Source organism: Psychrobacter sp. GTC18467, assembly GCF_055397455.1.
Genome location: NZ_AP038920.1, coordinates 475,324 through 493,959 on the forward strand (window position 1 = coordinate 475,324; position 18,636 = coordinate 493,959).

The following is an 18,636-nucleotide window of genomic DNA, read 5'->3' on the forward strand; positions in this document are numbered from 1 at the left end:
GTAATCAGACAAACACTTGCGCAAAGATTCTGTAACAAAGAAAGATTATCATTATCAATTATAACATCTAACTGCCTTTAAATTAACCTTTGAAGTCAAAATTTAACCAGCTTGCCCATTACCTATAGCTTATTACCTATAGTTTAATAAGGGCGTTTTAACCATCACAACTAGGGTACAATCGGCGCAAAATCTAGCCCAAGCGTTTCATTTATGCCAAACATCACGTTCATATTTTGAACCGCTTGACCGGCTGCTCCTTTGACCAAGTTGTCTTGAACCACAAGAACGGTCAATTCCATTCGCTCATTGTCTTGATGGATTGCAATGCGTAAGCGGTTGCTGGCGCGAACGCTTCTTGTATCCGGAAGCATGCCTTTTGGCAACACATCGATGAACAATTCGCTTCGGTAGTTGGCTTCAAAAACTTGCTGCCAATCCACTTTTGTTCCTGCTTCGGTTAATTCTAGGTGAATTGAGCTGAACATACCACGAATCATCGGCACCAAATGCGGCAAAAAGCGAACGCTATGCTCAAATTGACTGCCAAGCAACTGAGCAATACCTTGCTCAATTTCTGGTAAATGGCGATGACCTGCCACGCCATAGGCACTAAAATTATCTGCCGTTTCAGCAAAATTTAATGACAGTTTGGCTTGACGACCTGCTCCTGAAACCCCTGATTTGGCATCAATCACAATGCGTTTGCTGATGAAGCGCTCAGACTGCTCATTTTGCGCCTCAATAATGGGTTTTAGTCCCAAAATCGCAGTCGTCGGGTAGCAGCCAGGATTGCCAACCACCAAAGCGTTAGCAATTTTTTCACGCGACACTTCAGGCAAACCATAAACCGCCGATTTAAGCAGTTCAGGGCAAGCGTGCGGCTGCTGATACCAGTGCTCAAAATCACTTAACGACTGCAAACGAAAATCAGCTGCCAAATCAATGACTTTCACCCCAGCTTGAGTCAATGCTTCAGCTTGCTTCATTGCCACGCCATGCGGGGTTGCAAAAAATACCACATCGCAAGCTTGCAATTTTGATAAGGTATCGTCGCCAAGGTCACTAAAAACAATGTCTGAGATACCGCGAAGGCTTGGAAAAATACTGTCCGCACGGACTCCGGCTTCACTTCTTGAAGTGAGCAGCTCAAGGCTCACGTTTGGATGGGCAGAAAGCAACCGGATAAGTTCAACTCCGGTGTATCCTGTTCCGCCGACAATCGCCGCTTTAATCATAAATTGTCCTTTTTAAATCATGGCGTTAACCTGCCATTAAACTGGCAGGTCATGCTTTTTTTAAATTTGATAGTTGTGAACCGCATCAATAAAGTATTTGGCATGGTCGGGATTGACCCATTGAGTAATGCCATGACCCAAATTGGCAATATAGCCGGTCTTATCACCAAGCGCATAAGCACCATCTAGCATTGAGCGAACTTCACGCTCTATGGTGGCTTTCGAACCGTAAAGGGTGGCAGGGTCAAGGTTACCTTGAATTGCTTTTGGCTTTTGCAATTTTTTGCGGGTTTTGGTCAGATGCCGTTGTCTTTCGGTCAGCACGCGGCGGGCGCGCTCAAGTGGCATCGTCCAATCAAGCCCTAACGCATCGGCTTCACTGTCCGCTTGAATGTCAAGCCACAATCCACCACCTTTGGTGAACAGCACCACCGGAACATGCGGATGACGCGCTTTTAATTCTGCCACAATACGTTTGTTGTAGTTATGAGAAAATTCAACAAATTGGCGATGACCAAGCGCGCCGCCCCAACTGTCAAAAATCTGCACCACTTGAGCGCCGGCATGAATTTGTGCGTCCAAATAGTCGGTCACGGCAACGGCAACTTTATCAAGCAGTTGATGTAAAAAATCAGGCTTACTATAAAGCAGCTCTTTGGTATAGCGATAGTCTTTTGAGCTGCCGCCCTCAACCATATAGGTCGCTAGCGTCCAAGGGCTTCCTGAAAACCCAAATAACGGCACTTGACCATTAAGCTCTTTACGGATACTGGTTACCGCGCGCATCACATAATCAAGCGAATCATTCACGTCCAAAACTGGCAATTGCTCTAAATCGGACTGCGTGCGAACGGTATATTTAAACTTAGGACCCTCACCCGTTTCAAAATAAAGCCCAAGCCCCATCGCATCAGGAATGGTTAAAATATCGCTAAATAAAATCGCCGCGTCCAAATCATAACGGCGCAGCGGTTGCAGCGTCACTTCGGTGGCGCGAGCGGTATCTTTACAAAGGCTTAAAAAATCACCCGCTTCCGCGCGCGTGGCTTTATATTCTGGTAAATAGCGACCCGCTTGGCGCATCATCCAAACCGGCGTGGTATCCACCGGCTCAAAGCGCAGCGCCCGTAACAAACGGTCGTTTTTTAGCGGCGCAAAATTATGCTTTGGGGAATTGTCATTATTGGTATTAAGGGTAGCGCTCATCTAAGCTCTCCAAAGGGACGCAACATTTGCCATCCATCATTTATTAAAAACTACAACCCATGAAAAATAACAGTCAATAACGGTTAATAACAGTCAATAAAAACCATCAAAATATATCAAACCGTTATGGCAAGGTTATCACGGTGAACCATCACCACCCGTTCTTCTTTATTGCCAAAAATTTTGCCAAAGTGTTCGGTGCGCTCACGAGCAACTCGGCGCGCGTCATTGGCAGCAAAATTTACCTGACCGACGGCTAAGCGCTTATTGGTGTCTTGGTGAACAATCTCAACCACATCGCCTTCGTCAAAGTCACCGCGAACCTCAACCACGCCGACCGGAAGCAAGCTTTTATGATGCTCAATCAAAGCTTTTGCGGCGCCGGCATCGACAATCAACGTTCCGGACATTCGTAAATGAGCCGCAAGCCATTGTTTGCGCGCAATCATCTTATCTTGATCATTGGTGGTCAGTAGCGTTCCGACAGCCTCTCCTGAGACCACGCGGGTGATGACATCATCAATAGCGCCGCTGACGATTACCGTTGGACAGCCGCCCATCGCCGCCAATCGTCCGGCGCGAATTTTGGTGGTCATACCGCCGCGACCCAGTTTGCCGCCATCGCCGGCGATATCAAATAAATAATCTGCCATCGCCCGCTCTTGACGAATGAGGCGAGCATTAGGATTGTCACGCGGATTGTCGGTAAATACGCCTTCTTGGTCCGTTAAAATGATATATAAATCGGCGTTAACCATTGCCGCTGCCATTGCCCCAAGCGTGTCATTGTCGCCAAATTTAATTTCATCAATGGTAATGGTGTCATTTTCATTAATGACCGGTAACACGCGCCACTCTAACAGCTGCGTCAACGCACGAGCCGTATTTAAATAACGATTGCGGTTGGACAAATCATCGTGAGTCAGCAGCAATTGCGAGCTTTGAATGCCGTATTGAATCAGCGCTGACCACCACGTTTCAATCAGTCCCATCTGACCGATTGACGCACAAGCTTGCAGCGCCGCCAAGTTTTTAGGGCGCTCCTCCAAGTCCATGCGAACGACGCCCTCGGCAACTGCGCCTGAGGACACCAGCAGCACTTCCATGCCTTGATTGTGCAGTCGGGCAATTTGTTTTGCCCAATTATAAATGGCAGTTCGATCAAGACCGCGACCATTATTGGTTAATAATGATGACCCTATTTTAACAATCACCCGTCTGATTTTAAAATCGCGTGATTGCTGAATAAATCTTGCTTCGTCGGTAATTTGCTCCGAATCAACTGCCATAATAACTCCTGTAATCTGACATTTGGATTAATAAAAACTTTAGTAGCGGCGGTTTTATTTTACAATAACCACTCTAAGCCCAAGCCACTGCAAAACGCCGCAACGCTTAAGGCACATAAACCACTTCAACATCGTGATTGTCGTCATCATCGTCAAAGTCGCTTGACAGACCTTCACGCTGAGCTCGGCGCATCTCGCGGTAAGCTTCGCGCTGAGCTTCGGTATTGCGGCGAACTTCCGCCTCAAGGCGCTCAAAACGCTCTTTTTGCGCTTCTGCAAAAATAGGGTCTTCTTCTTCGCGCTCGCGTTCGCGCTCAATTTCATTCATTAAATGATATTTAATGGCATCAACGCCCTCCCCAGTCAGCGTTGAGGTTCGAAAAACCATTCCAGACCAACCAAGCTCAGCCACGATATGCGTACAAAGCGCATTTAACTCAGCCTCCTCCACTTGGTCAATTTTATTTAACACCAAAATTTGTGGCAAATCAGCAAGCTCAGGGGAGAAGCGCTCAAGCTCATTAAAAATGATTTGCGCATTAGCAACAGGGTCGCTGCCATCAATCGGCGCAATATCCACCAAATGAAGCAGTCGGCGCGTTCGAGCCACGTGCTTTAAAAAGCGAATCCCAAGCCCTGCGCCCTCAGAGGCGCCTTCAATCAGCCCTGGAATATCTGCCATAACAAACGAGCGGTGACGACCAATATCAACCACGCCTAGATTTGGTACAAGCGTGGTAAATGGGTAATCAGCGACCTTTGGTTTTGCTGCCGACACTTGGCGAATAAAGGTGGACTTTCCGGCGTTGGGCAGTCCAATTAGCCCCACATCAGCGACGACTTTTAACTCAAGCTTTAACACTTTCAGCTCACCTTCAAACCCTGAGGTGGCTTTTCTTGGCGCTTGGTTGGTTGAGCTTTTAAAATGAGTATTGCCAAGACCGCCATCACCACCTTTTGCCACAAGCAGCTTTTGACCAATTTCAGTCAAATCACCAATGACTTCGTCGGTTTCGGTGTCAATGATGGTGGTGCCAATTGGTACGGGTAAATAAATATCGTCCGCGCCTTTTCCGGCGCAGTTTTTACTGTGACCGTTTTCACCGCGGCGCGCATCATAGCGGCGCGTATAACGATAATCGACCAAAGTATTGGTGTTGTCATCGGCAATCACAAAAACACTGCCGCCGCGACCACCATCACCACCATCAGGACCACCGCGCGGGACGTATTTTTCTCGGCGAAAACTGACGATGCCATTGCCGCCGTCTCCTGCTTTGACCGTAACCACGGCCTCATCAATAAATCGCATACTACGTTCCTACTTTTTAACTCTAGTGGTTTGTAAAAAATAACGATTGCCCATTATGGCAACAACACCCGATGACCAAACGGACTATCGGGTGTGATTATAACCAACGCTAACTTGCAAACGCTTTTTCAAAGCATAGTCATCAATGCTTTATAATCAAGGTTTGATAGTTTAAATGCTATCGATAGCGACACAAAGCCGTTACGCAGGAAGTTTTGCGTAATTAATCCCTGCCATTTGTGCAGCTAAGCGTAACACTTGGGTGCTGTAACCCACTTCGTTATCATACCAAATATAAACGGTGGCATGGTTATCAGTGACAATCGTTGCTTGAGCATCAACAATGCCCACGTGCTTGGTGCCGACAAAGTCTGTTGATACCGCTTCGGTAGAGTCGGTATAAGCGATTTGTGATTGCCACTGGTGACTGTTGGCGATACCTTTTAAAAACTCATTTAAGCTTTCTGCGCTTTTTGGGGCAGTTTTTAAATTAAGGTTTAAAATGGCAAGGCTCACGTTTGGCGTTGGTACGCGAATGGCATTACCGGTCAATTTACCGCTTAATTCAGGAAGTGCTTTACCCACAGCTTTTGCCGCGCCGGTACTGGTGATAACCATGTTAAGCGCTGCACTACGACCACGGCGGTCCGCTTTATGATAGTTATCAATTAAGTTTTGGTCATTGGTAAAGGCGTGAATGGTTTCAACGTGACCGTTGTCAATGCCAAATTCATCATTAAGCACTTTTAGCGTTGGGGTGATGGCGTTGGTGGTACAGCTTGCCGCGCTGACAATTTTGTCCTCACCAACGGTATCATTATTAACGCCAAAAACGACGTTTTTAATATCGCCACTGGCAGGAGCGGTCAACAATACCTTTTGAACGCCTTTTGACGCTAAATGTTTGCCAAGTCCGGCTTCATCTTTCCATTTACCAGTGTTATCAATCACAAGGGCGTTATCAATGCCATAAGCGGTGTAATCGATTTCGCTTGGGTCGTTGGCATAAATCACCTGAACAAAGCGGCCGTTAATGATGATGCCGTTGTTGTCTTCATCAACTTTGGCAGTGCCGTTAAAGCTGCCATGAATGGAGTCGCGCTCAAGTAGTGAGGCGCGTTTTGCCAAGTCGCCGGCAGCCGCAGGACGAACTACGATGGCTTTTAATTGTAAACCACGAGTGGTTGAGGCTTGCGACAATAGCAAGCGGGTTAAAATACGACCGATGCGACCAAAACCATAAAGGACAACATCCGTTGCGCCGTTTTGTTCGCCTTTTTCAAGACCTGCTAACGCTGTAGTAATGTCCGTGTTGTTTGCAATCAATTGACCCACATCAATGCTTGCTGATTGGATGCCGGCATCACTGATAGCGCGAACCATAGCTAACGTGTCATTAATGTCAATGGCAGCTGCATTTTCTTGACGCGTGGCGGCTTTTTGATGCAATGCCAACACTTGATTGACTGATGCAGCATCAATGGCTTCGCCAAATAACGTCACTTGAACGTCGTTGTCATTATAAAGCTTGTTTAAAAGTCCCATCAACTCAATGGCTTTTTGCTCTTGGTTGTTGTAGTTTGACAAATGGTTTTGATGCAGTTGACGCAAAGATTCAGCTTGACTCACAAGAAACATCCTTTTGATAATCGGTTATGAGGGGCGAACAAAGGGGATAGCACAAATTTGGTTGTCACATGAGTCGCGACAACCAAAGCAATTTGCAAATTGACTAGATTTTAGCGTAATTCCTCACAATTAGCCAGTTAAAATCAAAGCCCTTATCGATTAAGGCGACAGCTGAACCGACTGCCCTGATTGCGGCGTTAAGGTAAAGCTGGTCAAGTCATAACCTTGCTGCTGAGCAATCTGGCGGTATTTGGTATAGGTTTCTTGGCTGATGTTTGGGGTTCGCGCCAACAGCCAAAGGTATTTTTGATTGGGCGTTCCCACCAAAGCCGTTTGATAATCCTCATCGCGAGCAAGCACCCAGTAGTCCGCGCGACCAACCGGCAACCAACGAATCCACGAGGGCAAAAAGCTAACTTTAAGCTTACTTCCTGAAGCATCAACCGGTTTGGCTTGACCTTTTGCACTCATCATTGAGCCATCATTTTTGGCGCAAGCATTCAATACTTGGATGCTGCCATTGCTATTGGGCGTATAAGTTGCCGTCACATCGCTGGCGCATTTTTTTTGAAACGACATCGGCAGCCGACCAATTTCAAACCACGTTCCGGCGTAGCGTTCTAAATCAACACTATCAACAGTAGTCGGTATTGAGGCAGGGTTATAAATAATGTCGCTTGGCTTAGTATCAATTATCGTGGGTTGCGTTGCGGCACTATTTTTGGTCATTGGCACGTTTGGGGTTGCCGCATAAGCCGTAAACGCCGCAAGTGGGATAATGATGGCAAGGGCAATAAAGGTATGTTTCATTAAACTGTTCATAAATACTCGCTCAGGAATGCTTGCTTGTGGCGGCTGATGATATGCCGGCTGATTGGCTAATACCACAAAGTCTTGGTTATTATTAATATGGTTGTTATTAGTTACGGGTGCAAACGTCAAGCTGTCATCAATGATTTGTGTTGGCGCCGGTTTTTTATCCATTGCTTTGGAATCAGGCGATTTTTTATAAGTTGATGCGGTTTCATAATCAAAATCAAACGCTTGCTTGGGCTGACGTTGCGGCGCTGCCGACTTTATGGTGATTGATTCTAATAACGTTGGCTCAGCCGCCAACTTATCAATATCTGCCACTGTTAAGATATTAAGCTTATCCTCCTCACTTTCTAGTAGCGCCAACGCTTCTTGTTTGAGCTTATCCAGCTGATTGCTTTTTACTGCCTCAAAAGCAGCAGCTTGTAAGCTGACATCATCAATTTTTTCGATGTCTTCCATTGAAGTAATGCTTGCCACGGTTTTATCGGCAAAGTCTTTATCTGCCAAGAGCGAGGAGCGCTGAAATTTGGTATTTTGCGCCGGTCTTCTATAGCCAAAATTAATAATGGTCGCGCCAACTTGGGCTTTACTTGGGTCAGGTTTTTGGTGGTCAGGGTCGTCTATCCTGCCCTGCTCGCCATTGTTATTACTATCGTTATCGCCATCAACGATGAGCTCTTGATGATTGCGCTGATAAGCTGCCATCAACTCTTGAACTTCTTGTTCATAAGTGGCATCGTTAGACGCAAAACGGTCACGAGTTAGGTAGCCGCTGCGGGCAAGATAAGGGCTTGGTGGCGTAGCAGGGATAGCCTGAGAACCAGTTTCCTGGATGTCAGACCACTCTGACCACGGTAACTCATTGGTTGTCATATTACACCACACTTATTTATTAAATATTATTTACTGATTCTAAATATTAATAAGTGGCGTTAGTAAACAGCGTCCTTTAAAAAACCTTAATTTCACAGGTAACGGCTGACCTTATGCTAAACATTGCTGCTACGAGTCACTTTATTAATTCATAATCTATAATAGGGACGCGGCATTTTATAAAACAGTGCAGCAATGTAGGAAAAAGCAACGGTTTGTAAGCAAATCAGGCTGTATTCAGAATTTGGAATACACTGTAACGGCTTTGTAATTCTTAATTTTGAGTTCGCTTTTTTTGTTGGTTTTACTAAAAGATAATGAATGTTATTCAATTTTTTCTAAAAACTGCCGAATCCCTGCCACAGCTATGGCACCAAAATCTTGAGCAGCAGCCAACTGCTTTGGCGACAATCCGCCTAAGGCGATAACCGGAACATCAGCAAGCGTTGCAAGTGTTGACCACGCCTCCCAACCCAGTACCGCCTCATTGGGGTGTGATTTTGTGGGCAGTACAGGAGCCAGTAAAATGGCGATGACAGGTGGCAGCTGCTGCGACAGTCTTAATTTTGCAAGAGTGTTGGCGGCAATTATGCTGACTTCATCATGACAACTGACAATCAAAGGATAGGTAAAGTTTTGCAGCTCAAGACTACCATAATTTTCGGCTAACAATTCAGATTGCGATAAATGCCCTGCAATAAGCTGTGGCAGCGCTTGGCACTCCTTGGCTAAATCTTGGGCGACAGCTACCGGCAGGATAGCCTTAAGGTCAGAGCGCTGATTGACAAGCTGCTTTGCCAGTATCGCCTCGTTATTTTTATTGTGCCCTACAAGGCAGGCTTTAGGACGAATATAAACCCAAGCATTTTTTGGTATGGCGGTTTGGTGATAATCAAGCCACGTAAAAGCGTGCTCAAATTCCGTCAATGGCAACGTAATTGCTAAGTGCGGAGGCAAAGTCAACCACGCCAAAATCGTCAAATTGGCTTTAGGCAAGGGAAATTTATGCGCCAATAGCTCAGCTTTGTTTGCCCAAATGAGCGGCTGATTTTCAAGACCTTGGGTTTTTTGACCATACTTTGCAAACTGACTCTCAGTTAGGCTAATTTGATAAACGTGAAGGCAAACGCTTTTATCCTCGTAATCATGGCAAATCCTGCCAAGTTTTAGCGGCTTATTTTGATAAATATCCAATCCGGTTTCTTCAAGAACTTCACGGCAAAGCGCCTCAGTTGCGGTTTCATTTGCTTCAATTTTGCCACCGACAAATTCAAACAACTCGCCTTGGTGCTGATGGCGGCTGCGATAGCCTAATAAAAAATCGTCCTGATAGCGAATCACGGCAACGGCAACGTGGACCACTTGATTTGGTTTGAAATTTGATAGCATCATAATAATTTAACTGTAAATTGAGAACTAAACGGATTTTATAATAAAAACGCAACCATGATTTAATATCGCCGTAAAAAAAACCTGTTATACGGTTAACTTATGTTTACATAACTTGATGATTATTTTTTATTAAAGGCTTGCTATTTTTAAAATTCTAAATGATAATAGTTATCGTTAACTTAGAACTCAGGGCAGCATGATCCGCTAGCCACTGATGAATATCAGCAAAGCATATTTTAATCACTGCTAATCACCAAAGGAATTCGTCATGAGCCTCGTCATTTCTCGCTACCTAAACTGCCGCGAAAATCGTTTGCCAACGCTGCAATCTCAACATTTATTTGCGCTCACTAAAGAAGTACGCATTGAACATGAGGGCGAAGAGTACCGCCTACGCTTAACCCGTAACAACCGCTTGATTTTGACCAAATAACCCTAACTGAATAACTGTAAGTGATGGTTGGACAATCTTTCAGCCCACTTTAGCAAAACAAAAACGCCTAAGCTTAGGCGTTTTTTTATTGGGTCAATTTTAGTCAATTAAAACTGCCAGCTGTAAACCACATCAATTGCATTTTCAGCAGCAGAGGTGGCTTCAATATAAATGCGCCGCGTCAACTGATATCGAATCGATAAGCTGTTTTGGGCATTAAAGACGCCAACGCCGTAGCGGATATACAAATCGGGAGTCACGTAGCCTGTGACATTAACGTTGGTGTCTTCACTGTTGCCCGAAGCATCGACGGTCAAGCTTTGCAAGCCAAAGGCTTTACCGATTTGATTGGTAAGGCTGCGCGTACCACTTAAGCCAAAGCTGAGCCCTGCGGCGGCTAGGTTGTTGGTCACTTCGGACTTAAAGCCTTGCTCGCTGATTTGGGTGGCGCTCTTATTGTCAATTCGACCAGTGACCAGCGCATTCATAGCTTGCTGCTGAGTCAGCCCTGCATTGTTAAAGACGATGATATTTGGACTTTCGGTGTTGCCTTTAACGCGCAGCCCAACGGTTTTGCCACTGATTTTTTTGACCGCTTCAATGCTTAAGTTAGGCTTCATCACGTCACCATTAAAGCGTACTTGACCGTAGTTGAGCTCTAAGCCTTGTCCAAAAATATCAACGTTGGTTCGCCGTGATACCTGAATGACGCCTTTAGCATTCATTACCCCTTGACCTTTTTGAGTGATATTGAGCGCCCCTGCCAGTGGGATAACCGCGCCAAAACCACGGAAGTTCACATCGTCGCCTAAGTCCACACCAATATCGGCGTTGATTGACCACGGTTGAGTCACTTTTAACACATCTTCAATATTACCGATCAAACGGCGATCCAAAACCACGGCATCTTCAGTTTGCGTGACGATGTCTTCACTGGCTTCAGGAGGTCTGATGGTGGCAGACGGCACACTGACCGCGCCTTCGATATTGATGTAGCGATCATTTGGGCGGACGATAATGTCAATATCTGGATTGACTTCAGCAAGCAGCAATGGCGGCTGAGTCAGCACCAAACGCTCGCCTTCAATGCCAATCTTAGCTTGCAGCTTTTGTTGCCAGTTAACGCTGCCGGTCAGTGTTCCTGTTCCGCTACCGCTGTTAAATTTACCCTCAATCACCGCATCTGTGCCACGAACTTTGGCGGTGGCGTTGACTTTGGTTAAATTAATCGGCAGATCAAGCATGGCAATGCGACCGTTGTTTAATTTAACATCACCGTAAAACTGCGGCTTGGTTAAGCTGCCACCAAGACCGCCCGCCATGGTCATGTTGCCCTCAAGCACGCGCATTCCGGGGAAAAAAGGTTTAAAGACAGCCAAATTAAGCTCATTTAACACCAATGCGCCCGAAATCGGTTTTTCCGGCTTATAAGGGTCAACGACCACCTCAGCATAACCGCGCGCCCCTTGACCGGTGTTGATATCAGAGCGCAGCTTTAACCCTTCCGGAACAGAAACCGCAATCAAGGACACGCGCTGATAAGGCAAAGTAATCGGGGCAGGGTCGCCATCTTGGATCAGACCGATTTTGCCATTGTCAGAATAAAGGGTGGTGTTGATGGTCGGCGGTCGACCTTTTTGCCAACCAACAATCGCGCGACCATTGATTTTGCCTTGCCAACTGATGTCGTCAGGTAAAAACACCGAAAACAATGACGTATCCAGCTTTTGTATCGCCAAATTAACTTGACCTTGTGAGCTTGAAGCAATGAGGTTTTCACGAAGGCAAAGCTTGCCCGATTGGTCCTCAGCTTGCCAGCAGTGGGCAGCAAGTTTAACTTTCAAATCACTGGTTTTGCCACTCTTGCTTTGCGGTAAATTGACAATCAATTGCGCCGGTTGCAACTGATCGAGCGTAGCAAATTCTGATTTTAATTGCCCATTACCGATCGCCCCTGACCAAGTCAGCGACTGGCGATCAAAGCCGCCTTTGAGCCGCGCCATGACAGCAAGCTTTTCGTTTTTCACATCAAGATTAACGGTGTGATCTTGTTCCGTACCATCAAAGCTTAAGTCTATGGCGTTAAAGCTTTGATTTGCCACATCAAGACCTTCAGCGTGAACGATGAGCTGACTGGGACTGGTGGCTAAGTTGACAATTTTGCCGCGAATTTGACCTTCACGTAAAATCAGCCCAAACAAAGACAAGCGCTCACCAACAAGGTCGATGTAAAGCGTTGGCAGAGCTTGACCAGTTGGCTGCAACAGCGTTATACCGCCGGTGACTTTACCGCCAAGCTTTGGTGATAATTGATCAAGGCTGGTGATATTGATATTGGCTTTTAGATTTTTGGCGTTACCATTTGCCGTTAGATAATTGTTTCCTAAGCGAATGACTAGGTTATCGGCATCTAACTGCTCAATTAAGGCATTAATTTGCTGGTATTGCGTTGCCGCTTCTTGGGCTTTGAGCTTGTTAAAGTAAGCTGCCAAATCCTCTGGTAGGTGTAGTTTGGCGCTCAAGCTGCCTTTTGCAGATAAGCTTTCGCCTTTAACCGTCCCATTTAGGTTGAGATTGTTTAAATTGATAATTTGCTGATCTTTACCCCAACGACCATCGCTGGTTAGCGTTCCGGTGATCACACTTGGGGTATCTTTTAAAAAGTAGCCCAAGTTAAAGCGATCCATAGTGGCGTTAAGATTCCAAGCAATGCCGTTTTGCAGATTAACTGTTCCGGTGGCATCAATTGATCCTGCGGCGCCTTGGTGCGATAGGCGCTCAATCGAGATGTTTTGCGTATCGCCTGCTGCTTTTACGCGAAGCTTGCCGGCGGGCAGTTGATCGGCAGCTACTGTGCCATCAAAATCAACGGCAAATTTTTGCAGTTTTCCTGAATCCTGACTATTTTTCGGCGCAGCTTGCCACTCACCGCTCGTTGTCAAATCGCCAGAAACAATCGCGGCATTGTTGGGCAAAAAACACCCCAAGTTAAATTGGTCAAAATGACCTGAGATGTCCCAACCAATGTTGCGCCGTAAGTCGATCTCACCTTTGGCTTGAACCGCTCCTGCTTCGCCTGCGTAATTTAATTTTTTGACGCTCACAAGCTTTGGCGTTCCTGAGGCAGCAATAATCAAATGACCTTTAGGAACATCTTTGGTGTCAACGTGACCGTCAAATTTGGCATCAAAGGTGCTTAGTTCACCGCCTATAATATCGACATTGCCCTCGCCAAAACCGGTGATCTTAATGGCGCGATCGTCTTGCGAGGCATCAAGAACGGCGCTTAAATCAGTGTTGCTAAAAGAAAAAATATGGCGCTGACCGCGAGCGCGACCTTTACTGATATTCAGCAGGCGACCGCGAGCGCTAATGCGACCACTTAAGCGCTCAAGTGGTAAATCTGCATTGTATTTTTTGGGCAATAAGCCTTTGGTTTGCGCGTCAATCTGCCACGTTAACGGCGATTTTTTGTTGGCAAGCATGATGCTGCCGTTACCAGATAAGTGACCAACAATGCCATTATAATCCAAATGATTGATCGTAATGTTGTCGCCAGATTTTTGCGCGCGGACGTTATAAATGCCTTTTGGCGCGGCGTTTAATTTATTGATATTGGCATGAGCATCGACAGACAGCTTGCCACCGCTAACAATAACGCTTGCGCGACCGCTTGGGCTATCAAGTTCACCAATATTGGGCAAATTATGACGAACAAGCTGCTGCCAATCGGCATCGATATACCAAGGTGCAGGCTGCTTTGATTTTGCCGAAACATTACCGCGAATCAGCTTAGCATCGATCTGCTCGCCATCTTTTTGGCGCAAGTTGGCATTGATTTGGGTATTGCCAACGGTATTTTTTTGCTGATAGTGAAACGCCAATTTGCCGTTTAAATAGCGCGGGGCATAGACTTTATAATCCGCATAGTCTTTTGGAATCGCATCTTGCAGATTAAAGCGATTACTGGTCGCGGTCACATTGGCATCAAAGCTGTATTGCCAATCAAGAGTCCCTTGAAGTAAGACATTGCCTTCAGGAACGCGAGCCTCTAATCGATCCACTTTTAGCTGCTTGTCCACCAGTACGGCGCGACCTTGATAGTGACCTGAGGGAATGTCTTTGGCAGAAAGCTCACTATTAATTCGCAAGCGAACTTCAGAAAGCACCCCATCCGCGGTCAAAAGACCACTTTTTAACTGAATATTTTGCGACTCTAAATAAGGAATGAGCACCTCATCCCAGCGCAATTTGGCTTGGAACGGCGTACCTTTATCAAGGGCTTGAACGACCACCTCGCCTTCAACATCGCCTTCATTATAACGGCTTTTGATTTTACCAACCGCGCGCTTGAGGCTTCCGGTGGCGGTGATATTTAGCGGGTCAATATAAACTTTTTCAAGGGCGCTCACCTCAGCAATGGCGCTCAAATTCAGCGGATAATCCCCTTGTAAATCAATATCACCTGCAAGGGCACTGACCTTAACCAGCTCACCATAATGCAAGTCGCCGCGACCAACCGCAACTTTGCTGCCAACCCACGTCAAATCACGAGCCTTAATGTCATGAACCACGATTGGGTCGCGGGTAACTTGTTTATAGACAACGCGATTTACTTTTGCGTTGTCAAAGCGCAAATTGACCGGAAGTTTGAGCGTTTTATAATCGTAAGGTTCATCGGTCGGTGGTTTTTTATTAATAATTTCAATGATATTAATGTCTGCTTCGCGCAGATGAACTTCTTTAGCAAATACTGCCCGCCAGCCGATTTTGACATAAGCTTTGTCAATCAAGACTTCTAAATCGTCAGTGGCTTTAATATCAATATCCGTGATCCAAAGCCCTTCGCGAAGATTGCCCTCGCCATATTTAAAGCTGATGCCAGCCTCAGAACCGATTTTGTCTAAAATAAACTGAGTGCCGCCATCCGTCCCTGCCATATAAAAAAAGATAGCAATCATCAATGCCAAAACTATGGCAATCAAAATGAGTAGCTTTAATAAAAAGGACAACGGAAACCAATGCCGAACCATCCGCGCATCACGTTGAGCCGGATCGTCGTTTGGATTAGGGTTTGGCGGCGGATTGGTGGGCAACATGACTCTCAACTACAGTAAAAAATGACGCCCAAAATAATGGGCGTTACTGAGGTTCAACAACCAACATCAAAAAAAGTGTGATGTTTTAATAGTTTGATGATGATAACGTAAAACTTCCTATAAACAAATCTTAATCCGCCCTTTTTATTTACTTAATTTTTCGTTACAAAATATTAAAGCGGCGAGCCGATAAAAAAGTGTAAGCGAATTGGAATGTCATCTTCGCTCACGCCTGCGGCAATATCGGCGCGAACCACCCCAATGGGGGATGCCCAACGGATACCAACACCAACGCCAACTTTCGTTTCTGTTTCAAAGTTTTTATCATAGGCATTACCAACGTCCGTAAAAACAGCCCCGCGAAAGCCCGGTTTAAACTCATAGTTATACTCAGCGCTACCAACTGCCAAAATTTGACCGCCGGTTAAATAACCCTTTTCAATGGGCGACAGGCTGTTGTAGTCATAACCACGGATACTTTGATCGCCGCCGGCAAAAAAGCGCAATTTGTAAGGCACATCATAAAAATCATCTGCCCAAATATAGCCGGACTCCAAGCGACCGAGCACTTGGTGCTTTTTGTCCTCACCAAAGGTATAAATTCCGCTTAAGCCGGCATGCAAAATTGCCAAGTCCGTATCACTCGCCACGCTTTTTGACCCCGCCTCAATGCCATAATACTGCCGATAACCGCGCGTGGGGTTGGTGGCACTGTCAGCGGTGGTTTTGCTCATGCCATAGCCTAACAGTAGCGCTTGCTGGCGCGGCTTTGAGGAGGTAAAGCGGATGGGCAAATCTTTAAGCTCAGCATCATCGACGCCAGTTTCAAGCTCATCTAGGCGGTAACGCACAAAATAACTACGGTCCCAACCGCTGTCTTTGTGCATATTTCGCGCAAGGGCAGCTTTGAGCGTTTTGGTTGATAAGTCAAAGTTGCCCTCGCCTTGGTCGATCAGCTCTTCTTCATAAGTCACTTTAGCTTCAAGCTTATCATTTAAAGGATGCGATAGTGGTCGGCTGCCATAGATGGCGGCACTTTTATTGATTCGTGACAACGCCGCCTCAGCGCCAGCTTGATAGCCTTGTTTATTGATTAAGTTGTAATCAATTTTGGCGGTCGCTCGAACCCCCGTATCCGTACCATAACCAATCCCCACTTGGGCATCCCGCGGCTTGTCAGCAGAAACGAAGACATAAAGGGGGACTTTTTTATCAGCAAAAACCTGTTCAGGGGTCTTTTTGTCGGCAAGTTTTGGCGGCACGAAGTTGTCATTTGGGCTTAAAGGCTCATCATCGGGGAAGATTTTTTTAGCAATGCTGCTGACAGAATCGCTGATTTTGCCCAAAATGCTGTTGCTTTGACGCTTTTTTTCATCCAAAACGCGGTCATTAGGCAGATTGCTTAAACGATTGGCTTTTTGTTTAACCGCAAGCAGTTTGTCATGGGTAGCCTCATCAACTTCGAAGTTAATGGGCGTAATGTCTGCGGCATTAACCCGATCGCCACTATTTTCCGCCACTTGGTTCTCAGAAAGTTCACTGGGCAGGGCTTGGCTGCGGCGGTCGTTGACGTCAATATCATTACTGGCAACCAAGTTGTTGGCATCAATATTGTCTGAATTATCACCATCACTACTGTCTGCGGTTGTGCTGTTGTCAAAAGCTAAAGTGGTGGCTTTACTGCGCTCATCAGGTGGCAAGATGGTTTCGACGTTGACGGTGTTAAAGTAGCGCGTTGCTGATAAATCATTGCTTAACTTGGTAACGCTTGGGCGATAAAATGGGTCGTTTTCACGAAACGCAACCAGTTTTCGCAGCAGATTTAAATCAACCGGCAGTTTTTCAGGGTCAGCGGTCAGCTTGTGGTTTTCTTTATCGTAGGTATAAAATACGACATCATCAAAGGCGTAGCGTTTACCGGTATCATAAACCACTAAAATGTCTGCCACATTGTCCGGCAAGATAATATCTACCGACTTATTTAACCACTCTTGGTCAAAATAACCATAAGTGCTACTTAAGCTTTCAAGCGCCGCTTTGCTATTTTTATAAACGCCGTGATCAAATATTTCGCCGGCCTTTGGCAACAGCTCTTGTTGCAGCTTAATAAATTCAGCTTGGGTTGCCCCCTCACCGCGAACTTCGTAAACCGGATTGTCCTCAACCTTTACCGGTTCGCCAAGTTTTTCAATAATCACATCAACGGTGTCCGCACTGGATTGGCGCAGCCGCATGGTGACGTCGTAATAACCCACGGCGCGTGCCGCATCAAGGGCGGTTTGCCGAAGCCGTGGCAAAGCCGCAGTAAAATCAGCTACCGATTGCACAGTGATGTCATCAAGGGCAGCCTTAATATTTTTAATCGGTTGTAAGCTGTCGTCGGCTTTGATCAGCCGATTTGAATCACCAGCTTTATTGGATTGGAAATAAACGGTCGTTTCAACATGGGGCAGCGCCATATAACCGTCATTAAAAAACCGATTGTATAAGCGCTTGACCAGACTTACTTTTTTTCGCGCTCGCGGTTTAGGCTTTGCCGCTTGTTCAATGCTGTCGCTCACCGCTTGCGTTTTATCATCAGCTTGATAGTCGGGCAAATAGTCATCGGGGTTTAGCGACTCTAGGTTTTGATTGTCTGCCGATTGCGGCAATTGCCCTGACTGGATTTGCGCGGTCAATTCACTGGCGGAGCTTTTGTTGCTGGGTGCAGCAGCGTTATTTTGCTGTTTTAAGGCAGCATTTGGATTGGCACTTTCTGTAACACTGGTTGCTAAATCAGCCTGACCGCTGCTGACGGCGTCACTGACTTTAATAGGTCTTGACATGACCTCAGCCGTTTTGCTGTCATTAGTAATGCCTAAGGTTTCTAAATTGGTCGGTGCCGGCAACGCGGTTGCATCTAAACTGCGGTCAAAACCTTGTGGCGGCGTAGAGCTATCAAGGGTTGCAATGGGTTTGTCAAAGCCATTGTTAAGCTGATTTTTCGGATGGAAATTTTGACTGTTGGCAATTTCGCGCTCAATTTGCTCAGGGGTTAAGGTTTGATAGCCTTGACGCTGAGCCTCTTTGGCTTGCTGCCAAAGCTTACTATCTGAGTCGTCATCAATGGTTGCGGGCAGCGGCGGTGATTTGTTTGCTGATGTGCTTGACGCAGGCGCGGTGCTGACTGCTGCCATCGTTGGGGCGCTACTTAGCCCAAGCGTTAGCCCTGCAATAGCCGCGGCAAGCGCTGATTGAGAAAAATTGGGCGTGCAGGCGCGATTTGGGCGATTGGGGGCTTTTAGGTTGCCGCTCATGATGTCATACTTCCTGTGGTTTCTCGAAATCAGCGCCCCAGCGTTTTAAGGGC

The 18,636-nt window shown here is 46.2% G+C and carries 10 protein-coding genes; 1 reads left to right on the top strand and 9 read right to left on the bottom strand.

What is annotated here, in order from left to right; genetic code table 11:
• Window positions 1-170: 170 nt before the first annotated feature.
• The 7 genes from argC to ACZ5XY_RS02010 form a co-directional block, all read right to left on the bottom strand.
• Window positions 171-1,238, bottom strand: coding sequence for an N-acetyl-gamma-glutamyl-phosphate reductase (gene argC / locus ACZ5XY_RS01980; protein ID WP_464742486.1), 1,068 nt, complete (start codon window positions 1,236-1,238; stop codon window positions 171-173).
• Between the two features lie 60 nt (window positions 1,239-1,298).
• Window positions 1,299-2,444 carry a uroporphyrinogen decarboxylase gene (gene hemE / locus ACZ5XY_RS01985; protein ID WP_464742488.1) on the bottom strand — a complete coding sequence of 382 codons (1,146 nt, stop codon included), beginning with the start codon at window positions 2,442-2,444 and terminating at the stop codon, window positions 1,299-1,301.
• Window positions 2,445-2,560: 116 nt separating this feature from the next.
• Window positions 2,561-3,733: a glutamate 5-kinase gene (proB, locus tag ACZ5XY_RS01990; RefSeq protein ID WP_464742490.1), complete on the bottom strand. Its 1,173-nt coding sequence runs from the start codon at window positions 3,731-3,733 to the stop codon at window positions 2,561-2,563.
• A gap of 106 nt (window positions 3,734-3,839) precedes the next feature.
• Entirely contained in the window at window positions 3,840-5,045 is a 1,206-nt protein-coding gene (gene cgtA, locus ACZ5XY_RS01995; protein WP_464742492.1) for an Obg family GTPase CgtA, read from the bottom strand.
• A gap of 201 nt (window positions 5,046-5,246) precedes the next feature.
• Window positions 5,247-6,683, bottom strand: coding sequence for a glyceraldehyde-3-phosphate dehydrogenase (locus tag ACZ5XY_RS02000; protein WP_464742494.1), 1,437 nt, complete (start codon window positions 6,681-6,683; stop codon window positions 5,247-5,249).
• A 150-nt stretch (window positions 6,684-6,833) separates the two neighbouring features.
• Window positions 6,834-8,363 (bottom strand): lipocalin family protein, encoded by a 1,530-nt coding sequence (locus ACZ5XY_RS02005; protein ID WP_464742496.1) that lies wholly within the window; start codon window positions 8,361-8,363, stop codon window positions 6,834-6,836.
• Between the two features lie 324 nt (window positions 8,364-8,687).
• A complete protein-coding gene (locus ACZ5XY_RS02010; protein WP_464742498.1) occupies window positions 8,688-9,755 on the bottom strand; it encodes an NUDIX domain-containing protein in 1,068 nt (355 codons plus the stop codon).
• Between the two features lie 268 nt (window positions 9,756-10,023).
• Here ACZ5XY_RS02010 and hemP point away from each other — a divergent pair, with 268 nt between their 5' ends.
• Complete coding sequence (gene hemP, locus ACZ5XY_RS02015; protein ID WP_201535951.1) at window positions 10,024-10,188, top strand: hemin uptake protein HemP; 165 nt, start codon at window positions 10,024-10,026, stop codon at window positions 10,186-10,188.
• Window positions 10,189-10,295: 107 nt separating this feature from the next.
• Here the strand turns inward: hemP and ACZ5XY_RS02020 are convergent, their stop codons facing one another.
• Both ACZ5XY_RS02020 and ACZ5XY_RS02025 read right to left on the bottom strand, forming a co-directional pair.
• Window positions 10,296-15,287 (bottom strand): translocation/assembly module TamB domain-containing protein, encoded by a 4,992-nt coding sequence (locus ACZ5XY_RS02020; RefSeq protein WP_464742500.1) that lies wholly within the window; start codon window positions 15,285-15,287, stop codon window positions 10,296-10,298.
• A 173-nt stretch (window positions 15,288-15,460) separates the two neighbouring features.
• Window positions 15,461-18,583: an autotransporter assembly complex protein TamA gene (locus tag ACZ5XY_RS02025; RefSeq protein WP_464742502.1), complete on the bottom strand. Its 3,123-nt coding sequence runs from the start codon at window positions 18,581-18,583 to the stop codon at window positions 15,461-15,463.
• Between the last annotated feature and the right edge of the window lie 53 nt (window positions 18,584-18,636).